Here is a 17,475-nt window from a genome sequence, read left to right on the forward strand (position 1 = left end):
CTAGCCGTCCCCGCGCTGCCGCGCTCGGGCTGCAGCGGGCGCACGGGCGGCTTGGGTCAGGGCCTGCAATGCCTCGGTCAGCTGCGCCATGTCCCCGCGAAGGCCCATGACTTCCGCATCCCGGCTGGCCCCGATTTCCTCTGCCATTTTGAACAACTGCACGTCGATGGACCGCAACCTGTTGCGGGATTCGTCATCAAGCCCCTGCTCTGCTGCGATCCCATCCAATGCGGCGGCCAGGCGATCTTGCGCCGTGGCGAGCCGTTCGGTCGCCGACACCTGGCCCGGCCCCAAGCGTTCGGTCAGCCCGTCAATGCTTTGGGCAAGGGTCAGCACCCGTTGCTCGGTCGCGGCACGGCGGGTTTCAGATTGCGCGAACAGCGATTGCAGCGTGTCCATCTGGTCCACCATATGATCCAGCACCGTCGCAATGGCCGCTTTATCAATCGCCCCGTCCCCGTCGCCCGAAAACGAGACACGGGTGATCGAGGCCAGCCATTCTTCCAACTCGCGGTAGAAACGGTTTTGGCCGTGGCCCGCGTAAAGCTCTAGCAGGCCCACAACCAGCGATCCCGCAAGGCCCAGAAGCGACGAGGCAAAGGCCGTACCCATGCCGCCCAATTGGTCGTCCAACCCGTCCATGAGGCGGCCAAAGACGGCAAGCCCCTCTTCCCCGTCGGTGGGTTGCAGGGACCGGATGGTTTCCACCACCGCAGGTACCGTCGTGGCGAGGCCGAAGAATGTGCCCAAAAGGCCCAAGAAGATCAGTAGGTTGGCGATGTACCGCGTGATGTCGCCGCTTTCTTCCATCCGCGCGCCGACGCTATCAAGGATCGACTTGGCCGAGGCGGGCGTCACCTGCGTCCGCGATCCGCGCAACCGCGCGACGCCGGATATCGCAGCCAAAAGGCGCGGTGGCGTGTCGTCACTGTTGGCTTGCGAGCCGCCCGCCAACTGCTCGATCCACGCGACCGAGGAGAACAATTGGATGACTTGGAAGAACGTGGCACAGACGCCGACCACGAAAACGACACCAATCGTACCGTTCAAGTAGGGCGAGGTCAGGAACACATCCTGAACCCGTGGCCACACCAATATACCCCCCGCCACCACAAGGACGAGGATGATAAGCATCAGAACAATCTGCTGCGTGGGTCGTGTGAATCGGGCGGCTTCTGCGCCCTCTCTGCTGCTCGCCATGGGGTTTGTCTCAACCGCTCTTTTGACTTGTCTTGGCAACTATACACAGTTGCGGGCGATCACGCCAACAAAAGCCTTAGGCCGGGGCGTTCAATCTGCGAACCATGTCCACCAGCGCCTCTAGGTCCGCGTCACCGATACCCAGTTCGGTAAGCTGCGCGGCAGTATTGTAGAGGTATTCGTCATTCGGCCCGCGCCCGCCGACCGCGCCCGCAATGATCTGCGCTTGACGCTCTAGCGGGTGTTGGCAGTATTGGATGTGGTCGCGGTTAATCACGTAGGTCAGCACATCTTCCTGCACCGTCCCGTCGCGGAACCGAAGCGGCAACCGAGTTTCGATATAGGCAGAAGAGATCAACTCTCGCTCGCGCAAATAAGCCAGCGTCGCTTCTTCGGTTCCGGGCTCGGCGCGCAGGGCCAGACCGTCGCAACAGGCGTCTTTCGCCGCATCCAAGGCCAAGACCAGACCGGGATCATCCTCGGTTCCGCGGTGGTGGATGGAGGTCATGCAGAAGGACCGATGCCACCCCTCCAGCCGTGCGATGCGCGTTTCGGCGACGGGAAAGCCCGGATTCCACAAAAGTGATCCGTATCCGAATACCCAGAGAGCAGAGGTCATGCGATGGTCCTTGTCGTGCCCCGCCGCTATAGGCGATAGAGTTCCAGAAGGGGAGAGCGATGAAGCGGCTTTTAATCGGGATTGTGGTTTTGGCGGGTTTGGCGATTGTCGCTTGGGGCGGCGGCGCGATGCTGACCGAAACGGCGGCGACCCGTTGGATGGACGATCGCCGTGCCGATGGGTGGGTGGCAAACGCCTCGGACATCTCGGTCGGCGGCTTCCCGCTTCGGTTCACAACGTTGTTCGAAGATGTAGAGCTGGCAGACCCCGGCACCGGCCTTGCTTGGTCGGTCGCTTCTTTGGAGTTTCAGCAAGATGTTTTCCGTCTAGACCGAATCGCGGCGCGTTGGCCGGCGGCGCAGACCATTGCCTCTCCGTTCGAAAGGTTAACGGTCGCTTCGCCTGACACAGAGGACCTGCACCTGACTGCCATGTTGGATGTGCAACCCACCAACCGCTTCGCATTGGACGCAATGGCTGCCGAAACCGGGGCGTTGCACGTCACCTCTAGCGAGGGGTGGGAAACCCGTTGGCAGGAAGGCACGCTGAACGTGGCGCGGGTTGAGGGAACAGACGCGACCTATGATGTTGCCGCGTTGGCCACCGCGATGGTGCCGCCGCAGGCATGGCGCGCACGCTTGGACCCGGCGGGGCTACTGCCCGAAACGATCCAATTTGCCGAGGTCCGTGGAACGGCTACTTTCGATGCGCCTTGGGACATGGACGCGGTTGAACGCGCCCGTCCACAAGTGACCGAGCTGGACATTGACGATGTCAGCATGGCTTGGGGCGATATGCTGTTTCGCGCCACAGGGACGCTAGAGGTTACCCCCGGCGGCATCCCCGAGGGGGAGCTTTCGGTAAGGGCCGAAAATTGGGCCGCGATGGTCGATCTGGCAAGCAACGCGGGCATCGTACCCGACCGCATTCGCGCCACTGCCGAGGCAATGTTGCGGGTCTTGGCCGGGATGACAGGCCGCCCCGAGAACATCGACGCGACACTGACCTTTTCAAACGGGCGCATGTTTGTCGGCCCATTGCCCATTGGACCTGCCCCAAGCCTGCGCCTGCGTTAGCGGCAGTAAGCGCCGGACCTGTAAGAGGCCACGTCGAAGTGGAAATGGTCTTGGTGGAAGCGGTCTGATTCGGGGCCCAGTACCGTGCCGAAAGTGCCGCAGGCGGCCTCGTGCAGGTTGCGCATGACTGTGGCATTGCCGCCGCGCCAATCCCCCAACACGCTGAGTTCACTGCCGTTTTGCAGGCCAATTCCGCCGATATCAATCGCATTGCCTGTGGCATGTTCCGACAGCCGCGCACCGGGTCGAGAGTTCCGCGTACGGCACGCGTAAGACGCCATTACCCGCATGTTCGCCATGCCACCGCCGGTGCCGCCGATGATCTCATCGGCGTCCAGCACCCATTCGCTCAGGGATTGGGCGGCGGTGCAGTTGATGGTGGCGGGCGTCGTCAGCTCAACCCCGTGGACGACACGCAGACGCACCGCATTGGGAATGCCGCAGCCGTTGATCCGGCCGGTCACAGATTCGATCTCTTCACCCTGCAACCCGACGACACCGCACAAAGTGCCGGTGTTGCGCCCCGGCTGTGCCACGCGGCCGGGCGTGTTGCGGGTCGCAGCGGCACGGCCGGCTTCTTCCAGCCCTTCGGGGCGGAAAAGCGGGCGCAGTGATTGGGTGATCGCCAAGGTCGAGCCGCCACTGGCCCCACCTACCCCCGCAACGGTGGTGGTTTCCCCGCGCGGACGAAACAGGCCCGCAATGCCGCGCGGGCGCTCTGGCGCGGGGGCCTCTGCGGCGGGCACTGTGCCGACGGTTGAGCCAACCGTTGCGGTTTCAATCGCGCCCGGCCCCACGCTCGACGGCACCGGGATGCCGCTACCCGGACGCGCCGCGGGCCTGCTCGATACGCCAGGCGCAAGGTCGGTGGCGGTAATTACACGCACTTCCGCCGTTTGCGCCCAGGTCGAACCGGGCGCGACTGCCATAATAGCCAAGACAGATAGAACGCGACCGAGGTTCATGACTTGTCTTCCTTCTTCGCCACCTTACGACCGAAGTTAGGGGCATCGGTATCTTGCCCGGCCTCAATAATGCTGCGCCGGATCGCGCGGGTGCGCGTGAAATAGGCGTGCAGATGATCGCCGTCCCCTTTGCGGATCGCCCGTTGCAGGGCGAACAATTCCTCGGTGAAGCGACCAAGAATTTCCAGTGTAGCCTCTTTGTTGGACAAAAACACATCTCGCCACATCGTCGGGTCTGAAGCGGCAATCCGGGTGAAGTCCCGGAAGCCTGCGGCGGAATACTTGATGACCTCTCGGTCCGTCACCCGGCGCAAGTCGTCCGCCACACCGACCATCGTGTAAGCGATCAAATGCGGTGTGTGGGAGGTGACGGCCAGCACCAGATCATGGTGGTCGGCCTCCATTTCCTCCACCAAGGCACCGCAGCCCTCCCATAGGGCGCGTAGCTTGGCGGTCGCGGCAGAGTCAGTGCCTTCCACCGGCGTGAGCAGCGTGTAGCGGTTGTCGAACAACTCGGCAAAGCCCGAACGGGGGCCGGAATGCTCGGTTCCGGCAAGGGGGTGGCCGGGCACGAAATGCACGTTGTCCGGCAGATGCGGGCCGACCGCGACGATCACCTCTTGCTTGACGGATCCGACATCTGTGACCGTCGCGCCCTCGGCCAAATGCGGCGCGATTTCTGCGGCCACAGCCGACATGGCCCCCACAGGCACGGCCAGCACCACAAGGTCTGCGCCCGCCACGGCCTCAGCCATTGTGTCGGTGATCCGGTCGCATAGGTTGATTTCTGCCGCGATGGCGCGGGTTTCAGCAGACCGCGCGGTGCCGACGATTTCGCCCGCCAGACCCGCGCGGCGCATGGCGTGCGCCATGGAGCCTGCGATCAGGCCAAGCCCGATCAATGCGACGCGGTTGTAGAGCACGCTCATGCCGTCACCATCGCCGTGAGGGACGCCAGCACGCGGCTGTTATCCTCGGGCCGTCCCACGGTGATCCTTAAACAATCGGGTAGACCGTAGGACTTGGGCGCGCGCACGATGATTCCATCGGCTTTCAGATGCGCGTCGGCGGCGTCGGCGGCGGCCTCATCCTTGAATCGGGCCAGCACGAAATTGGCGTGGCTATCGTCGCAAGCGATGCCCAATTGCCGCAAGCCGCCCACCAAACGGACGCGTTCTTCGGCGTTGATGCGTAGGCATTCCGCGACCCAATCCACATCGCGCACGGCGGCCTCGGCCCCGGCAAGCGCCATGGCGCTTAGGTTGAATGGCCCGCGAATACGGTTGAGCGTATCAATAACATGACGCGGCCCATAGCCATAACCAACGCGCAGGCCGCCAAGCCCGTAAACCTTTGAAAAGGTACGTGTCATCACGACGTTGTCGCGGGCCTCTACCAGAGATTTTCCGCCGTCGTAGCCCTCGGCAAACTCCACATAGGCCCCATCCAGGATCAATAGGCATTGGTCCGGCAAGGCATCAGCAAGGCGCGCAATCTCGCCGCTGTCGATCAACGTGGCGCAGGGGTTGGAGGGGTTGGCGATGAAGATCAACCGCGTGGCGGGCGTGATCCCGGCGATCAACGCGTCCACATCCACGCAGCGCGTGTCTTCGGCCACCACAACGGGCGCGGCCCCTGCGGCCTTGGCGGCAATCGGGTACATGCCAAAGCCGTGCTCGGTATAAAGCACCTCGTCCCCCGGCCCGGCGTAGGCTTGGCACAGGAAGTGGATCACTTCGTCGGAGCCGACGCCGCAGATGATGTTGTCCGCTTGCAGTCCGTGGATTTCCGCAATTGCGCCGCGCAAGTCCGCGTGGTCGATGGAGGGGTAGCGATGCGCCATTGCCGCCGCCTCTGCCATCGCCTTCACCGAGGCGGGCGACGGCCCAAAAGGGTTCTCGTTCGAGGAGAGTTTCAACGGCGCCGCATGGCCCGCGATCTTCGAAGCTCCGCCCTGATAGAGCGCGATGTCGAGGATGCCGGGTTGCGGGCGAATGGGGGCGATCTTGGGCGCGGTCATAATGTTGGTATCCGTTTACGGTTTCGAAAGGTTCTAGCGCGCGCGCCCGCGCGGGGGAACCGTTTTCAAAAGAAGTTCTGCGGGTCGATGTCGATGGATAGACGCAGGTGTCCGGGAAGTTTTAGTCCATGCGTCCAACGACTTAGCGCCGGTTGCAGGGCCACGCCCTTGGGGGCCTTGACCAGAAGCCGCACCCGATGTCGCCCGCGTACCCGCGCGATGGGTGCGGGCGCAGGCCCGTAAACGATGCCGCCCACATCGCGGATCGGAGTGTCGTTGCGGGCCAAATGAGTGCCCAGATCAAAGGCGGCGGCGGCTTCGGTGCTGCTGATGACGATCCCGGCAAGCCGCCCGAAAGGGGGCATTCCCGCCGCTTCCCGCTCGGCGGCTTCGGTGCGCCAGAAGCCTTCCTCATCGCCCGAAAGGATCGCTCGGATCACCGGGTGCTCGGGTTGAAATGTCTGCAACAATGCCTGCCCCGGCTTGTCCGCGCGGCCCGCCCGGCCCGCCACCTGTCGCATCAGTTGAAACGTTCGCTCGGCGGCGCGCAAGTCGCTGCCTTGCAGGCCCAAATCCGCATCCACCACGCCTACCAAGGTCAGCCGGGGAAAGTTGTGCCCCTTGGCCACCAATTGCGTGCCGATAATCAGATCGGTGTCCCCGTGGGCCAGTTCCTCAATCTGCTGCTTTAACGCACGGGCAGAGCCAAACAGGTCCGACGACAAAATCGCGGCTTTCGCGTCGGGGAACGCGGCGGCGGCTTCCTCTGCGATGCGCTCCACGCCGGGACCTACGGCGGCCATTTTGCCTTCCACCTCACACGAAGGGCAGGCATCGGGCATTGGTTTCGTCTCACCGCATTGGTGGCAGATTAGGCGCTTCTGAAAGCGGTGTTCCACCATCCGCGCGTCGCAATGATCGCAGCCGACCATTTCCCCGCAGGCCCGGCAGAGCGTCACCGGCGCATAGCCGCGACGATTCAGGAACAACAACGCTTGCTCACCTGCCTGCAACCTTGCCCCCACGGCGCTTTGCAAACTGGGCGACAGCCATGATGAGCCCGGCAAATCCTCGGCTCGCATGTCGATCGCGGCCATTTCCGGCAAATCCTGCGGCCCAAAGCGGGACACGAGGTTCAACCGCGTATATTTGCCCGCCTCCGCGTTTGCCCATGATTCGAGCGAGGGCGTGGCCGAGGCCAGAACCACCTGAGCGTCGTTCAGCGACGCGCGTAAGACCGCCATATCACGGGCGTTGTAGCTGGCCCCTTCATCTTGCTTGTAGGAGGTGTCGTGTTCCTCATCCACGACGATCAAGCCAAGGTCGCGGTAGGGCAAGAACAACGCAGACCTTGCGCCAACGACCAGCTGCGCGTCCCCTTGGCCAACCATGCGCCAACAGCGGCGGCGCTCGGTCATGGTCACGCCAGAGTGCCATTCGGCGGGCTCCGCGCCAAAACGCGCTTTCACACGGGTCAGGAACTCGGACGTGAGCGCGATTTCCGGCAACAAGACAAGCGCTTGCCGCCCTTGGCGCAGACATTCCGCGACGGCTTCCAGATACACTTCTGTTTTGCCCGATCCGGTCACGCCCTTCAGCAAAACGGTCCCGTAGCGCCGTGCTGCCAGCCCCTCTTGCAACTGACCGGCGGCGGCGGCCTGATCGTCGGTCAATTCCTTGCTTGGCAGGCTTGGGTCCAGCGTCAGATAGGGGGCATCGCGGGGGGTATCGACCTCTTCCACCACGCCCTGTTTCGCCAACCCCTTCACGACCGTGGACGTGACGCCCGCCAGATCGCTGAGTTCTTTCAAGGTGAACCCTAGGCCGCCGTATTCCACCAAGGTCTCGATCACGCGGGTCCGCGCGGGCGTAACGCGGTCCGGCGCGCCTTGGCCCAAACGGTAGACCTTGCGCATCGACGGCGGGTCCGACAGGCCCGGCGCGCGCGTTGCCAGCCGCAACATCTGCGACATCGGCGTCAGCGTATAAGCGCCGGATTTCTCCAGAAACTCTCGCATTTCCATACGCATAGGAGCCACGTCCAGCACACGGTTTACCTTGCGCACCTTGGCGATGTCCCAATCGCCACGCCCTTTCCCCCAGACCACACCCAACACCTTGCGCGGCCCCAGTGGCACCTCGACATAGGCCCCAAGCCAGCAGCCACCCGCAGGCGCTTTGTAATCAAGCACGCGATCCAAGGGCTCTGCCGTCAGAACCCCCACCAGATCACCTTCGTCAAAATGCTCGTCCACGGCTTTCGGGCCACACCTGGTTGTTGTAGAAGGCCGCTAAATCATCACGTAATCCTCCTGAAAGGAACCAGCCTTATGAAATTCTTTGTGGATACCGCCGATATTGATGCAATCCGTGAACTGCACGGCCTTGGCATGGTGGATGGCGTTACAACCAACCCCTCGCTGATCATGAAATCCGGCCGTGACATCAAGGAAGTCACCGCCGAGATTTGTGCTCTCGTCGATGGCCCCGTTTCGGCTGAAACCGTTGCGCTGGACGCTGATGGCATGATCGCCGAGGGCCGCGAGTTGGCTAAGATTGCCGACAACATCACCATCAAAGTGCCGCTCACATGGGCCGGGCTTCAGGCCTGCAAAGTGCTGTCCGGCGAAGGCCGCATGGTTAACGTGACGCTTTGTTTCTCGGCTAATCAGGCGCTTTTGGCGGCCAAAGCTGGCGCGACGTTCATTTCGCCGTTCGTGGGGCGGCTCGATGATATCAACATCGACGGCATGGATCTGATCGCCGAAATTCGCCAGATCTACGACAACTACGATTTCGATACCGAAATCCTTGTGGCGTCCATCCGTACGGCCAATCACATGAAAGACGCCGCCCTGATCGGTGCGGATGTGGCAACGGCCCCTCCCGGTGTCATCAAGGCAATGGCCAACCACGTGCTGACTGACAAGGGCCTTGATGCCTTCATGGCCGACTGGGCCAAGACCGGGCAAAGCATCGTGTAACGAAGTCGTTACCACGGACCTGAAACTTTCTCCCGAACCCATCGTGGTTCTTAGCATCATCGGCACTCAGGCCGACTGCTAAAAAGGGAGAACTTCATGTCCATCACGACCAAAGCAACAACGGTCCTCGGCGCCGCCGCCCTCACTCTGGCTGGCGCCGTGGCAGCCTCCGCGCAATCCAATCCCACCGTCGGCGGCGCGCCGATGCTGGCCGAGCGCAACATCGTAGAGAACGCAGTAAACTCTCCGATCCATACCACGCTTGTAGCTGCCGTGACCGAGGCGGGCCTCGTCGAGACACTTGCAGGCCCCGGCCCTTTCACGGTCTTCGCTCCAACCGATGACGCCTTTGCAGCGCTGCCCGCGGGTTCCGTCGAAGCTCTGCTCGAGCCTCGTAACAGCGGTCGCCTGGCCCAGATCCTGACCTGTCATGTTGTGGCGGCCGAGGCGTTCTCATCTGCCATCGGTGGCATGATTGGCGATAGCGGCGGCGCGCATCCGATCGAAACTGTCGGCGGCTGTGTCTTCACGGCCCGTATGTCCAACGGTCGGATCATGATCGAAGACGAGCAGGGTCGCACGGCTACGGTGACGATCGCCGATGTCGACCAGTCCAATGGCGTAATCCACGTCATCGACACCGTGCTGTTGCCCTCTGGCTAGACGCAACCGAACGATCTGCGCCTCGGCCCTGCATACTTGATGGGCAGCGGCTGGGGCGCAGTGTTTTCGGTGACGGGCTACCCCTGACTGCCCGCATTCAGGTGCCCCGTTGCCGGTTTCTTATTCCCTATATTCGGAGACATTCCCATGCACCGTCGCGCTTTTCTAATCGCTACCACCGCCGCCGCCACATTGGGCGCAATGGTGCGCCCCGGCGCTGCCACGTCCCTTGCCGAAGGCCCGTTTGAAATCACCCGAACCGAGGCAGAATGGCGCAGTCTACTGAGCGATGCGGAATATGCCATCCTGCGCGAGGCGGAAACGGAACGCGCCTATACCAGCCCCCTGAACGACGAAAACCGCGCGGGCAACTTCCTGTGTGGCGGCTGTAATCTGCCAGTCTATGCCGCCGAACATAAGTTCGACAGCGGCACCGGTTGGCCCAGTTTTACCCAAGCCTTGCCCAATGCCATTGGCACGATGGAAGACCGCAGCTCGATCTTCCAGGTTCGGACCGAGTGCCACTGCCGCCGCTGCGGCAGCCACCTTGGTCATGTTTTTGACGATGGCCCCGCCCCCACGGGCATGCGCCATTGCATCAACGGACTTGCCCTAAACTTCAGACCCGCCTGAAGGCGCGGCACCGCGATCTGAGGCCCGGCGGACACAGTTTGGCGGGCTTCGGCAAATTTTTCGCGCAATATGCGCGGGCTCCGGTATAAGCTGACCCTAACGATAAAAAAGTTGAGGCAGTATTAATGAGCAGCACCGAGGCGGAAGCCCCGCTCGATTCCCTTGTGAGTGGACCTGATTCTGACTGGCGCGACCGGGCGCTGGCGGACCCTGAACTGATCCTCGAAGATCGCGATTTGATGCGCGCGTTGATCGCCGCCAATGACCGCCAGATGGGCGGAAATATCGTCGATATGCGCGGTATTGCGATGGAACGCTTGCAAAATCGCTTGGATCGGCTGGAAGACACGCACCGCTCTGTCATTGCGGCGGCTTACGAAAACCTTGCGGGCACCAACCAAATCCACCGCTCCATTATCCGCATGTTGGACGCCAAGGAGTTCACCGAATTTCTGACGCTTCTGGGCACCGATATCGCCAGCATTCTGCGCGTGGACCGGGTGCGTTTGGTGTTGGAAAGCGCCGAGGCAACCGAGACTGAAGCCCCCAAGGTGCAGAAGTTGGAAGACGTGTTGACGGTCGTGGCCCCCGGCTTCGTCAAAGATTACGTCACCGGAGGGCGCGACGTGCCCCACCGCCAGGTCAGCCTGCGGCAAGTGGGCGGCGATGCGGAGCGTATTTTCGGAGAAGCCTCGCGGTGGATTCACTCCGAAGCGTGCCTGACACTTGATCTGGGCGAAGGTCGCCTGCCCGGCCTTTTGGTCATGGGCGCCGAAGACCCGCATCAGTTCCGCCCCTCCCAAGGGACTGATTTGCTGACCTTCTTTGCAGGTGCCTTTGAGCGCCTCATGCGCGGCTGGCTCGATTGAGCCTGTCCCTGACCCCAGCGGTCCGGGACTTGCTGGACGCATGGCTAACCCACCTGCGCGGCGTGCGCGGGCGGGCTGAGGCCACGTTGACGGCCTATGCAGCCGATGTTGGGGAATTCCTGGCCTTTCAGGCCGACCATCTGGGCGGTGCCCCCGGCCCCGCGGGGCTGCGTGGACTACAGACGCGCGATTTGCGGGCTTGGATGGCGGCACAGCGGGCCCGAGATGTGGGCGCGAGGTCTCTGGCGCGGCGTTTGTCGGCCGTGAAGGCGTTCTACAAATGGTGGGCAGATCGTGACGGCTTTGATGCCACTGCCGTTTTATCCATGCGCGCACCCAAACACATCCGCCGCCTGCCCCGCCCCCTGACGGAAGGCGGCGCGAAGGACATGATCTCCGGCGTTGCGGATCAGGACGACCGTGATTGGGTGCAGGCCCGAGATATGGCTGTGGTAACGCTGCTATACGGCTGCGGCTTGCGGATTTCCGAGGCGCTTGGCCTTGACGCCGCCCACGCACAATTGCCCGGCGTGTTGCGCATCACCGGCAAGGGCGGAAAAGAGCGGGAGGTGCCAGTGTTGCCTGCCGCCCAAGAGGCCACGGCGAAATATGCCCGCCTTTGCCCCCATGATCTTGCCCCCGGAACACCCTTGTTTCGCGCAATCCGAGGAGGGGCCCTTGGCCCCCGCGCCGTTGCTTTGGTGATGGAGAAGACACGGATGCAGCTTGGCCTGCCCGCCACCGCCACGCCCCATGCGATGCGCCATTCCTTTGCCACCCATCTGCTGGATGCGGGCGGCGACCTGCGGGCCATTCAGGAACTTCTGGGCCATGCCTCCCTTTCCACGACGCAAGCCTACACGGCCGTGGATACAGCACGCCTGATGGAGGTCTACAACGCCGCGCATCCCAAGGCGTGATGTTCTCTGTAAGATCACAGAAGCTTGCAAACCCGGCCACAAAAGGGCATCGAAGCTGCTATGCGATTTAGAGCTTACTCCGTACATTTGTTTACCGCCGCCGGGGCATCCCTTGCGATGCTGGCGCTTTTGGAAGCCGCCCAACAAGATTGGGCGATGATGACGATCTGGCTGACTGTGGCCTTCATCGTCGATGGCATCGACGGCCCCCTGGCACGGCGCTACGACGTGACGACCAACGCGCCCGTAATTGACGGCGTGCTTCTGGATCTGATCATCGACTTCCTTACCTATGTGATGATCCCCGCCTACGCGATTTATGGCTCGGGCCTGTTGCCGGGCTGGCCGGGCTGGCTTGTGGTGCTGCTGATCCCCTTCGCCTCATCGCTTTATTTTGCCGATACGCGGATGAAAACGGCGGACAAATCGTTCCGAGGGTTTCCGGGATGCTGGAACATGGTGGCCTTGGCCACGCTGGTGATCGTGCCGCCCCCGCCGGTGATCCTTGGCATCGTTCTGGTGCTGTCGGCGGCGCAATTCCTGAACCTGAAGTTTGTCCATCCCGTGCGCACCGCACGCTGGCGCTACGTGTCGCTGCCCGTCGCGCTGGTTTGGGTATCGTCGATCGCCTACGCCGCATGGACCGATTTCGCATCTAACCCGGTTTTGACGGCAGTGGTCACGGTCACATCTGTGTACCTGCTGGCCGCAGGCATCGCGCAACAGATCATCTACGATCGCGGCTACGCGAGGTAACGCACGGCCCCAAAGGGCCCGCGTTGTCCTGTGTGTTTTGTGGGTCTTGAGGCGATGGACGCCAAGAGGCGGGGCCAAAGGCCCGCGCTTTAGTCCCGCGTACGGATGACTTTGGCGAATTGATCAAAGATCGCTTCAGTGCCGCAGATCAGATGGCCATCTTCCAGAAGAGATTGATCCTCACGGATCGGCTCCACGAAGGCACCGGCCTCACGGGCGATCAGGATACCTGCCGCGATGTCCCAAGGCTTCAGATTGTATTCCCAGTAACCCTCAAAACGCCCCGCAGCGACCCAACACAGGTCCAAAGAGGCAGCGCCGTTGCGACGCATGCCGGAACACAAAGGCATCAAACGCGCCAAATCCCGGAGGACGCCGGGCAGGTAGCGACCGCCATCGGGGGGAAAGCCCGCCGAGAAAACCGACTCAGACATCCGTTTGCGCGCCGAGACTCGCAGGCGTTGCGTGTCGTTCAACCAAGCACCCGCACCCTTTTCGGCAAAGAACATCTCATCCTTGGCCGGGTCATATACCACGCCGGCGACAATCTCGCCCTTATGCTCCAAAGCGATGGAAATCGCCCAATGGGGCATCGCGTGGAGGAAATTGGTGGTGCCATCGAGGGGATCAACGATCCAGCGCCGGGTGGGGTCTTTGCCGATGATTTCGGCCTCTTCCTCACCCAAGAACCCGTAGTTGGGGCGCGCGGCCATCAGTTCTTCCTTGATGACCTGCTGCGCCGCCCGGTCCGCGCGGCTCACGAAGTCGCCCGGGCCCTTGGACGAGACCTGCAACTGCTCGACTTCACGGAAGTCTTTTTGCAGAGACCGCGCCGCCATACGGGCGGCTTTGATCATCACGTTGAGATTGGCGGAGCCTTGCATCGGATTTCCTTCTAAGTCAGGCGCGATCCTATAGACCTCGTACCTGCCCGTGCCAAGGGGCGCACCAAACTCTTGCAAGAGTTTGTCCAGACCTTTGCAAAGGTCTGGGGTGGTCTAGGCGCGCCGTTGCAGTTTTGGCGGCTCGGTTCGGCAGAGTTTCAGGACGTGGGACATAAAGGGTTTCGCGGTGTCCTCAGACCGTGTCGCGCCGTAGAGGCGGCGGGTCAGGCCGGTTTCAGTCAGGGATTTTGTGACGAGGGATTGGCTGCCCGCGGCGTCGCGAACGACCCAATCAGGCAGAACCGACACGCCGCGCCCCGAGGCCACAAGCAGCAAAATCACGGCAGAGAGTTCCACTTGCCGCACGGCCTTGGGCTCGATCCCCGCAGGGAAAAGCAGTTGGCTGAACACATCAAGGCGCGGTCGATCCACGGGGTAGGTGATCAGCGTCTGATCGGCGAAGTCTTCGGCCTCGATGAAGGGTTTGGCGGCCAGCGGATGGTCGGCGGCGCAAACGAAGACGGGTTCATAGTCGAACAAAGGGGTAAAATCGGTGCCCGGGATGTCTTCAGGATCGCTGGAGACGACCATATCCACATCTTGGCGGTTGAGGGCGGGAAGCGCCTCAAATTGCAGGCCGGGGCGGATATCGACGTCCACGTCGGGCCACGTCTGGCGGAAGGCCTCCAGCACCGGAAGCAGCCAATCGAAGCAGGCGTGGCATTCGATCGCGATATGGAGTCGCCCGGATTTACCGGCACGCAATCCAGTGAAGTCTTCCTCCAGGGCCGCGACACGGGGCAGGACCTCTTCGGCGAGGCGCAGCATCTTCATCCCCGCAGGTGACAAACGCATGGGTTTAGAGCGGCGAATGAAAAGCTCTAGCCCTGCCTGATCTTCCAGCCCTTTGATCTGATGGCTCAGCGCACTTTGGGTAATGTGCAGGCTGTCAGCGGCCTTCGCCAGGCCGCCCTCTTCATGGATGGCCTTGATGGTGCGCAGGTGGCGAAACTCGATATGCATATGAAACTCATGTTGATGATGAGAGTTATGAATTTGCTGATTGGCGCCATCTATGCGACATCCAGTTGCGACATATCAAGGATCCTTTCCGTCATGACCCAACCTGCCGTCTCATTCGAGTTTTTTCCGCCCAAGTCGCTGGAGGGGTCGTTCAAGCTTTGGGAGACGCTTGGCGTCCTGGCTCCGCTGAAGCCGGATTTCGTGTCCGTCACCTACGGGGCGGGCGGCACGACTCGGAAGTTGACCCACGAGGCCGTCACCGCCATCGACTCCAATTTTGGCGTACCTGTGGCCGCGCATTTGACCTGCGTGGATGCAACACGCGCGGAGACGTTGGATATCGCAGAGCAATATGCCGAGGCCGGCATTTCGCAGATCGTCGCATTGCGGGGCGACCCACCCAAAGGGGCGGATGGTTTTACGGCGCATCCCGAGGGGTTCGGGTCGTCGGTCGAATTGATCGAGGCACTGGCCAAAACGGGCAAGTTCGAGATTCGCGTAGGCGCCTACCCCGATCCCCATCCAGAGGCTGGGTCGATGCAGGAGTGCGTCGATTATTTGAAGCGAAAGATTGATGCGGGGGCGACGTCGGCGATCACGCAGTTCTTCTTCGAGGCGGACACGTTCTTCCGCTTCCGCGATGCCTGCGCCGCGGCCGGAATAGGCGCGCCGATCCTGCCGGGCGTCCTGCCGATTGAGAATTGGCCCCGCGCACGCCGCTTCGCCAGCGCCTGCGGCACGGTTATTCCGCAGTGGTTGGATGACACCTATGCCAGCGCGATCCGAGATGATCGGGCGGACTTGTTATCCACGGCGATCTGCACCGAATTATGCACCGACCTGATCGAGGGCGGGGCGGAGCACTTGCATTTCTACACGCTGAACCGGCCCGAGCTGACAAGGGATGTTTGCGCGGCCTTGGGCATCGCTCCGAAGGTAGCGTTGGCTGAGGTGGCGTAGTGGGGGCTAGCCCCCTTGGCGGCCTGAAGGCCACCCACCCCCAGAGGTGTATGGCCAAGGTGAAGGCATGGGTTGCGCTTTGACAAGGAGCGTGGCGCTATGGCGAGAGCCATATTGGAGACGCCCATGGGAGAGCCCTTTTTTGCCCGAGAGCCGGCGGATTTGCCGACGATGGAGGAGACTCTTACGCGTTCAGGGTTGGAGTTCATGCAAGCGATTTTGCGGGGCGAGATTTCGAACCCACCAATTGGGCGCGCCCTTGGCTACATGTTGCACGAGGTCGAGGAGGGGCGCGTCGTGTTCCGGGGCACCCCGACATTCGAGACACTCAACCCGTTGGGCACGGTGCATGGCGGTTGGTACGGGACGCTACTAGATAGTGCCATGGCCTGCGCGGTGATGACCAAAGTGCCTAGGGGAAGCATTTATACGACCCTTGAGTATAAGGTGAACATCACCCGTTCGATCCCCATAGGACGAGAGATCGCGGCGGAGGGCGTGGTCTCCCATAGCGGACGCAGCACCGGGGTGGCGGAAGGCACTATCCGAGATGCTGAGACGGGTAAGCTGTATGCCACAGGCTCCACCACCTGTCTGATTATGCCCGCCCCCATCAAGCCCGGCACTTGACCCTATAAGCATCGTTGAATTGACTACAACGCCACGTCAGTGCAACACAGGCGCTTGTCTAACCCCCATGGAGTCCGGTCGATGATTTCGCCAGTCCTACCAAGCTATTCCCGCGCAAACCTGTCATTCGTCAAAGGCGAAGGCTCTTGGCTGGTGGAAGCAGACGGGCGACGTTTTCTGGATTTTGCCAGTGGGATTGCCGTGATGTCTTTGGGCCATGGTCACCCCAAGGTCGTTGGTGCGTTGACCGACCAAGCTAATGCGCTATGGCACACGTCGAACCTTTACGAGGTACCGCAACAAAAAGCGCTGGCCGAGAGGTTGGTGGAGCATACCTTCGCCGACACCGTCTTCTTCTGCAACTCGGGCACTGAGGCGGCAGAACTGTCCATCAAGATGGCCCGGAAATACCGGACTGAAACCGGCGCCCCCGAACGGATGGGTATCCTGACTTTTGAAGGGGCGTTCCACGGACGCTCTCTCGGGGCGATATCTGCGGCGGGGTCTGAGAAGCTGACCAAGGGGTTCGGCCCCCTTCTCGATGGTTTCCAAACGCTGCCCTTCGATATCGACGACGAGGCCCTGCGCGATGCAGCTTCCCAGCCGAACATCGGCGCCATCATGCTGGAGCCGATCCAGGGCGAAGGCGGCATCCGGCCGTTCTCCGACCAACGGCTTAAGGATATTCGCGCCCTGTGCGATGAACTCGGGCTCCTGCTGATCCTTGATGAAATCCAATGCGGCGTGGGCCGGACCGGCAAACTTTTCGCGCACGAATGGGCGGGGATCAGCCCTGACATCATGCTGGTCGCCAAAGGCATCGGTAGCGGTTTCCCCCTCGGGGCACTTCTCGCCACGGAAAAGGCTGCCCAGGGCATGACCGCAGGCACCCATGGGTCCACCTATGGCGGCAACCCCTTGGGCTGCGCTGTGGGCGGCGCCGTGATGGATGTGATAACCGAGGACGGCTTCTTGGATGCCGTTAACGCCAAGGCGGGCTTCCTACGCCAGAAACTCGAAGGTCTCGTGGCCGCGCACCCCACCATCTTCGAGAGCGTCCGCGGCCAAGGCCTGATCCTCGGCCTCACCTGCAAGATCCCCCCCACCGATGTGGTGGCCGAGGGTTACAAGCACGACGTTCTCACCGTGCCTGCCGCCGACAACGCCCTGCGCATTCTTCCTGCCCTCACCATCACGGAAGCGGAAATCTCCCAAGGCATTGACCGCCTCGACGCCACCGCCACGGCGCTTGAGGCGCGCGCCGCCTAACCCT

18 protein-coding genes are annotated in these 17,475 nt (G+C 62.1%); 10 read left to right on the top strand and 8 right to left on the bottom strand.

The genetic code is table 11. The features are described from left to right. Both K3728_15385 and K3728_15390 read right to left on the bottom strand, forming a co-directional pair. A complete protein-coding gene (locus tag K3728_15385; protein UWQ95056.1) occupies nt 1-1,200 on the bottom strand; it encodes a biopolymer transporter ExbB in 1,200 nt (399 codons plus the stop codon). Between the two features lie 76 nt (nt 1,201-1,276). Further along, entirely contained in the window at nt 1,277-1,819 is a 543-nt protein-coding gene (locus tag K3728_15390; protein UWQ95057.1) for a gamma-glutamylcyclotransferase, read from the bottom strand. A gap of 59 nt (nt 1,820-1,878) precedes the next feature. Between K3728_15390 and K3728_15395 the strand changes: the two genes are divergently transcribed. Beyond that, nucleotides 1,879-2,895 carry a DUF2125 domain-containing protein gene (locus K3728_15395; GenBank protein ID UWQ95058.1) on the top strand — a complete coding sequence of 339 codons (1,017 nt, stop codon included), beginning with the start codon at nt 1,879-1,881 and terminating at the stop codon, nt 2,893-2,895. On the opposite strand, the gene K3728_15400 is transcribed toward K3728_15395, so the two are convergent. The 4 genes from K3728_15400 to K3728_15415 form a co-directional block, all read right to left on the bottom strand. Further along, nucleotides 2,892-3,860 carry an extensin family protein gene (locus K3728_15400; protein ID UWQ95059.1) on the bottom strand — a complete coding sequence of 323 codons (969 nt, stop codon included), beginning with the start codon at nt 3,858-3,860 and terminating at the stop codon, nt 2,892-2,894. The genes K3728_15395 and K3728_15400 overlap by 4 nt on opposite strands. Further along, nucleotides 3,857-4,789 carry a prephenate/arogenate dehydrogenase family protein gene (locus tag K3728_15405; GenBank protein UWQ95060.1) on the bottom strand — a complete coding sequence of 311 codons (933 nt, stop codon included), beginning with the start codon at nt 4,787-4,789 and terminating at the stop codon, nt 3,857-3,859. Before K3728_15405 ends, K3728_15400 begins: the two co-directional genes overlap by 4 nt. Next, the gene (gene hisC, locus K3728_15410) at nt 4,786-5,880 is read right to left on the bottom strand and encodes a histidinol-phosphate transaminase (protein ID UWQ95061.1); all 1,095 of its coding nucleotides are present in this window, start codon (nt 5,878-5,880) and stop codon (nt 4,786-4,788) included. Before hisC ends, K3728_15405 begins: the two co-directional genes overlap by 4 nt. Before the next feature lie 65 nt (nt 5,881-5,945). Beyond that, the gene (locus K3728_15415) at nt 5,946-8,135 is read right to left on the bottom strand and encodes a primosomal protein N' (GenBank protein UWQ95062.1); all 2,190 of its coding nucleotides are present in this window, start codon (nt 8,133-8,135) and stop codon (nt 5,946-5,948) included. Nucleotides 8,136-8,210: 75 nt separating this feature from the next. Between K3728_15415 and fsa the strand changes: the two genes are divergently transcribed. From fsa to K3728_15445, 6 genes are all read left to right on the top strand, one after another. Next, a complete protein-coding gene (gene fsa, locus K3728_15420; GenBank protein ID UWQ95063.1) occupies nt 8,211-8,864 on the top strand; it encodes a fructose-6-phosphate aldolase in 654 nt (217 codons plus the stop codon). A 96-nt stretch (nt 8,865-8,960) separates the two neighbouring features. After that, nucleotides 8,961-9,527, top strand: coding sequence for a fasciclin domain-containing protein (locus K3728_15425; protein UWQ95064.1), 567 nt, complete (start codon nt 8,961-8,963; stop codon nt 9,525-9,527). A gap of 147 nt (nt 9,528-9,674) precedes the next feature. Then, nucleotides 9,675-10,160, top strand: coding sequence for a peptide-methionine (R)-S-oxide reductase MsrB (gene msrB, locus K3728_15430; GenBank protein UWQ95065.1), 486 nt, complete (start codon nt 9,675-9,677; stop codon nt 10,158-10,160). 164 nt (nt 10,161-10,324) lie between these two features. Then, nucleotides 10,325-11,029, top strand: a complete 705-nt coding sequence (locus tag K3728_15435; GenBank protein UWQ97584.1) for a DUF484 family protein — start codon at nt 10,325-10,327, stop codon at nt 11,027-11,029. Further along, nucleotides 11,026-11,949 carry a tyrosine recombinase XerC gene (locus K3728_15440; GenBank protein ID UWQ95066.1) on the top strand — a complete coding sequence of 308 codons (924 nt, stop codon included), beginning with the start codon at nt 11,026-11,028 and terminating at the stop codon, nt 11,947-11,949. Before K3728_15435 ends, K3728_15440 begins: the two co-directional genes overlap by 4 nt. 60 nt (nt 11,950-12,009) lie before the next feature. Then, entirely contained in the window at nt 12,010-12,705 is a 696-nt protein-coding gene (locus K3728_15445) for a phosphatidylcholine synthase (protein ID UWQ95067.1), read from the top strand. Nucleotides 12,706-12,794: 89 nt separating this feature from the next. Here K3728_15445 and K3728_15450 read toward each other — a convergent pair whose 3' ends face one another. Next, complete coding sequence (locus K3728_15450) at nt 12,795-13,589, bottom strand: inositol monophosphatase (protein ID UWQ95068.1); 795 nt, start codon at nt 13,587-13,589, stop codon at nt 12,795-12,797. Nucleotides 13,590-13,703: 114 nt separating this feature from the next. Further along, on the bottom strand, nt 13,704-14,612 hold the full coding sequence (locus K3728_15455; GenBank protein UWQ95069.1) for a LysR family transcriptional regulator: 909 nt from the start codon (nt 14,610-14,612) through the stop codon (nt 13,704-13,706). A 93-nt stretch (nt 14,613-14,705) separates the two neighbouring features. Between K3728_15455 and metF the strand changes: the two genes are divergently transcribed. The 3 genes from metF (at nt 14,706) to K3728_15470 (ending at nt 17,471) form a co-directional block, all read left to right on the top strand. Beyond that, a complete protein-coding gene (metF, locus tag K3728_15460) occupies nt 14,706-15,572 on the top strand; it encodes a methylenetetrahydrofolate reductase [NAD(P)H] (protein UWQ95070.1) in 867 nt (288 codons plus the stop codon). A 126-nt stretch (nt 15,573-15,698) separates the two neighbouring features. Then, on the top strand, nt 15,699-16,202 hold the full coding sequence (locus K3728_15465) for a PaaI family thioesterase (protein ID UWQ97585.1): 504 nt from the start codon (nt 15,699-15,701) through the stop codon (nt 16,200-16,202). A gap of 81 nt (nt 16,203-16,283) precedes the next feature. After that, a complete protein-coding gene (locus K3728_15470; protein UWQ95071.1) occupies nt 16,284-17,471 on the top strand; it encodes an aspartate aminotransferase family protein in 1,188 nt (395 codons plus the stop codon). The last annotated feature ends 4 nt before the right edge of the window (nt 17,472-17,475 follow it).

It is taken from the genome of Rhodobacteraceae bacterium M385 (assembly GCA_025141835.1).
Lineage (GTDB): Bacteria > Pseudomonadota > Alphaproteobacteria > Rhodobacterales > Rhodobacteraceae > Gymnodinialimonas.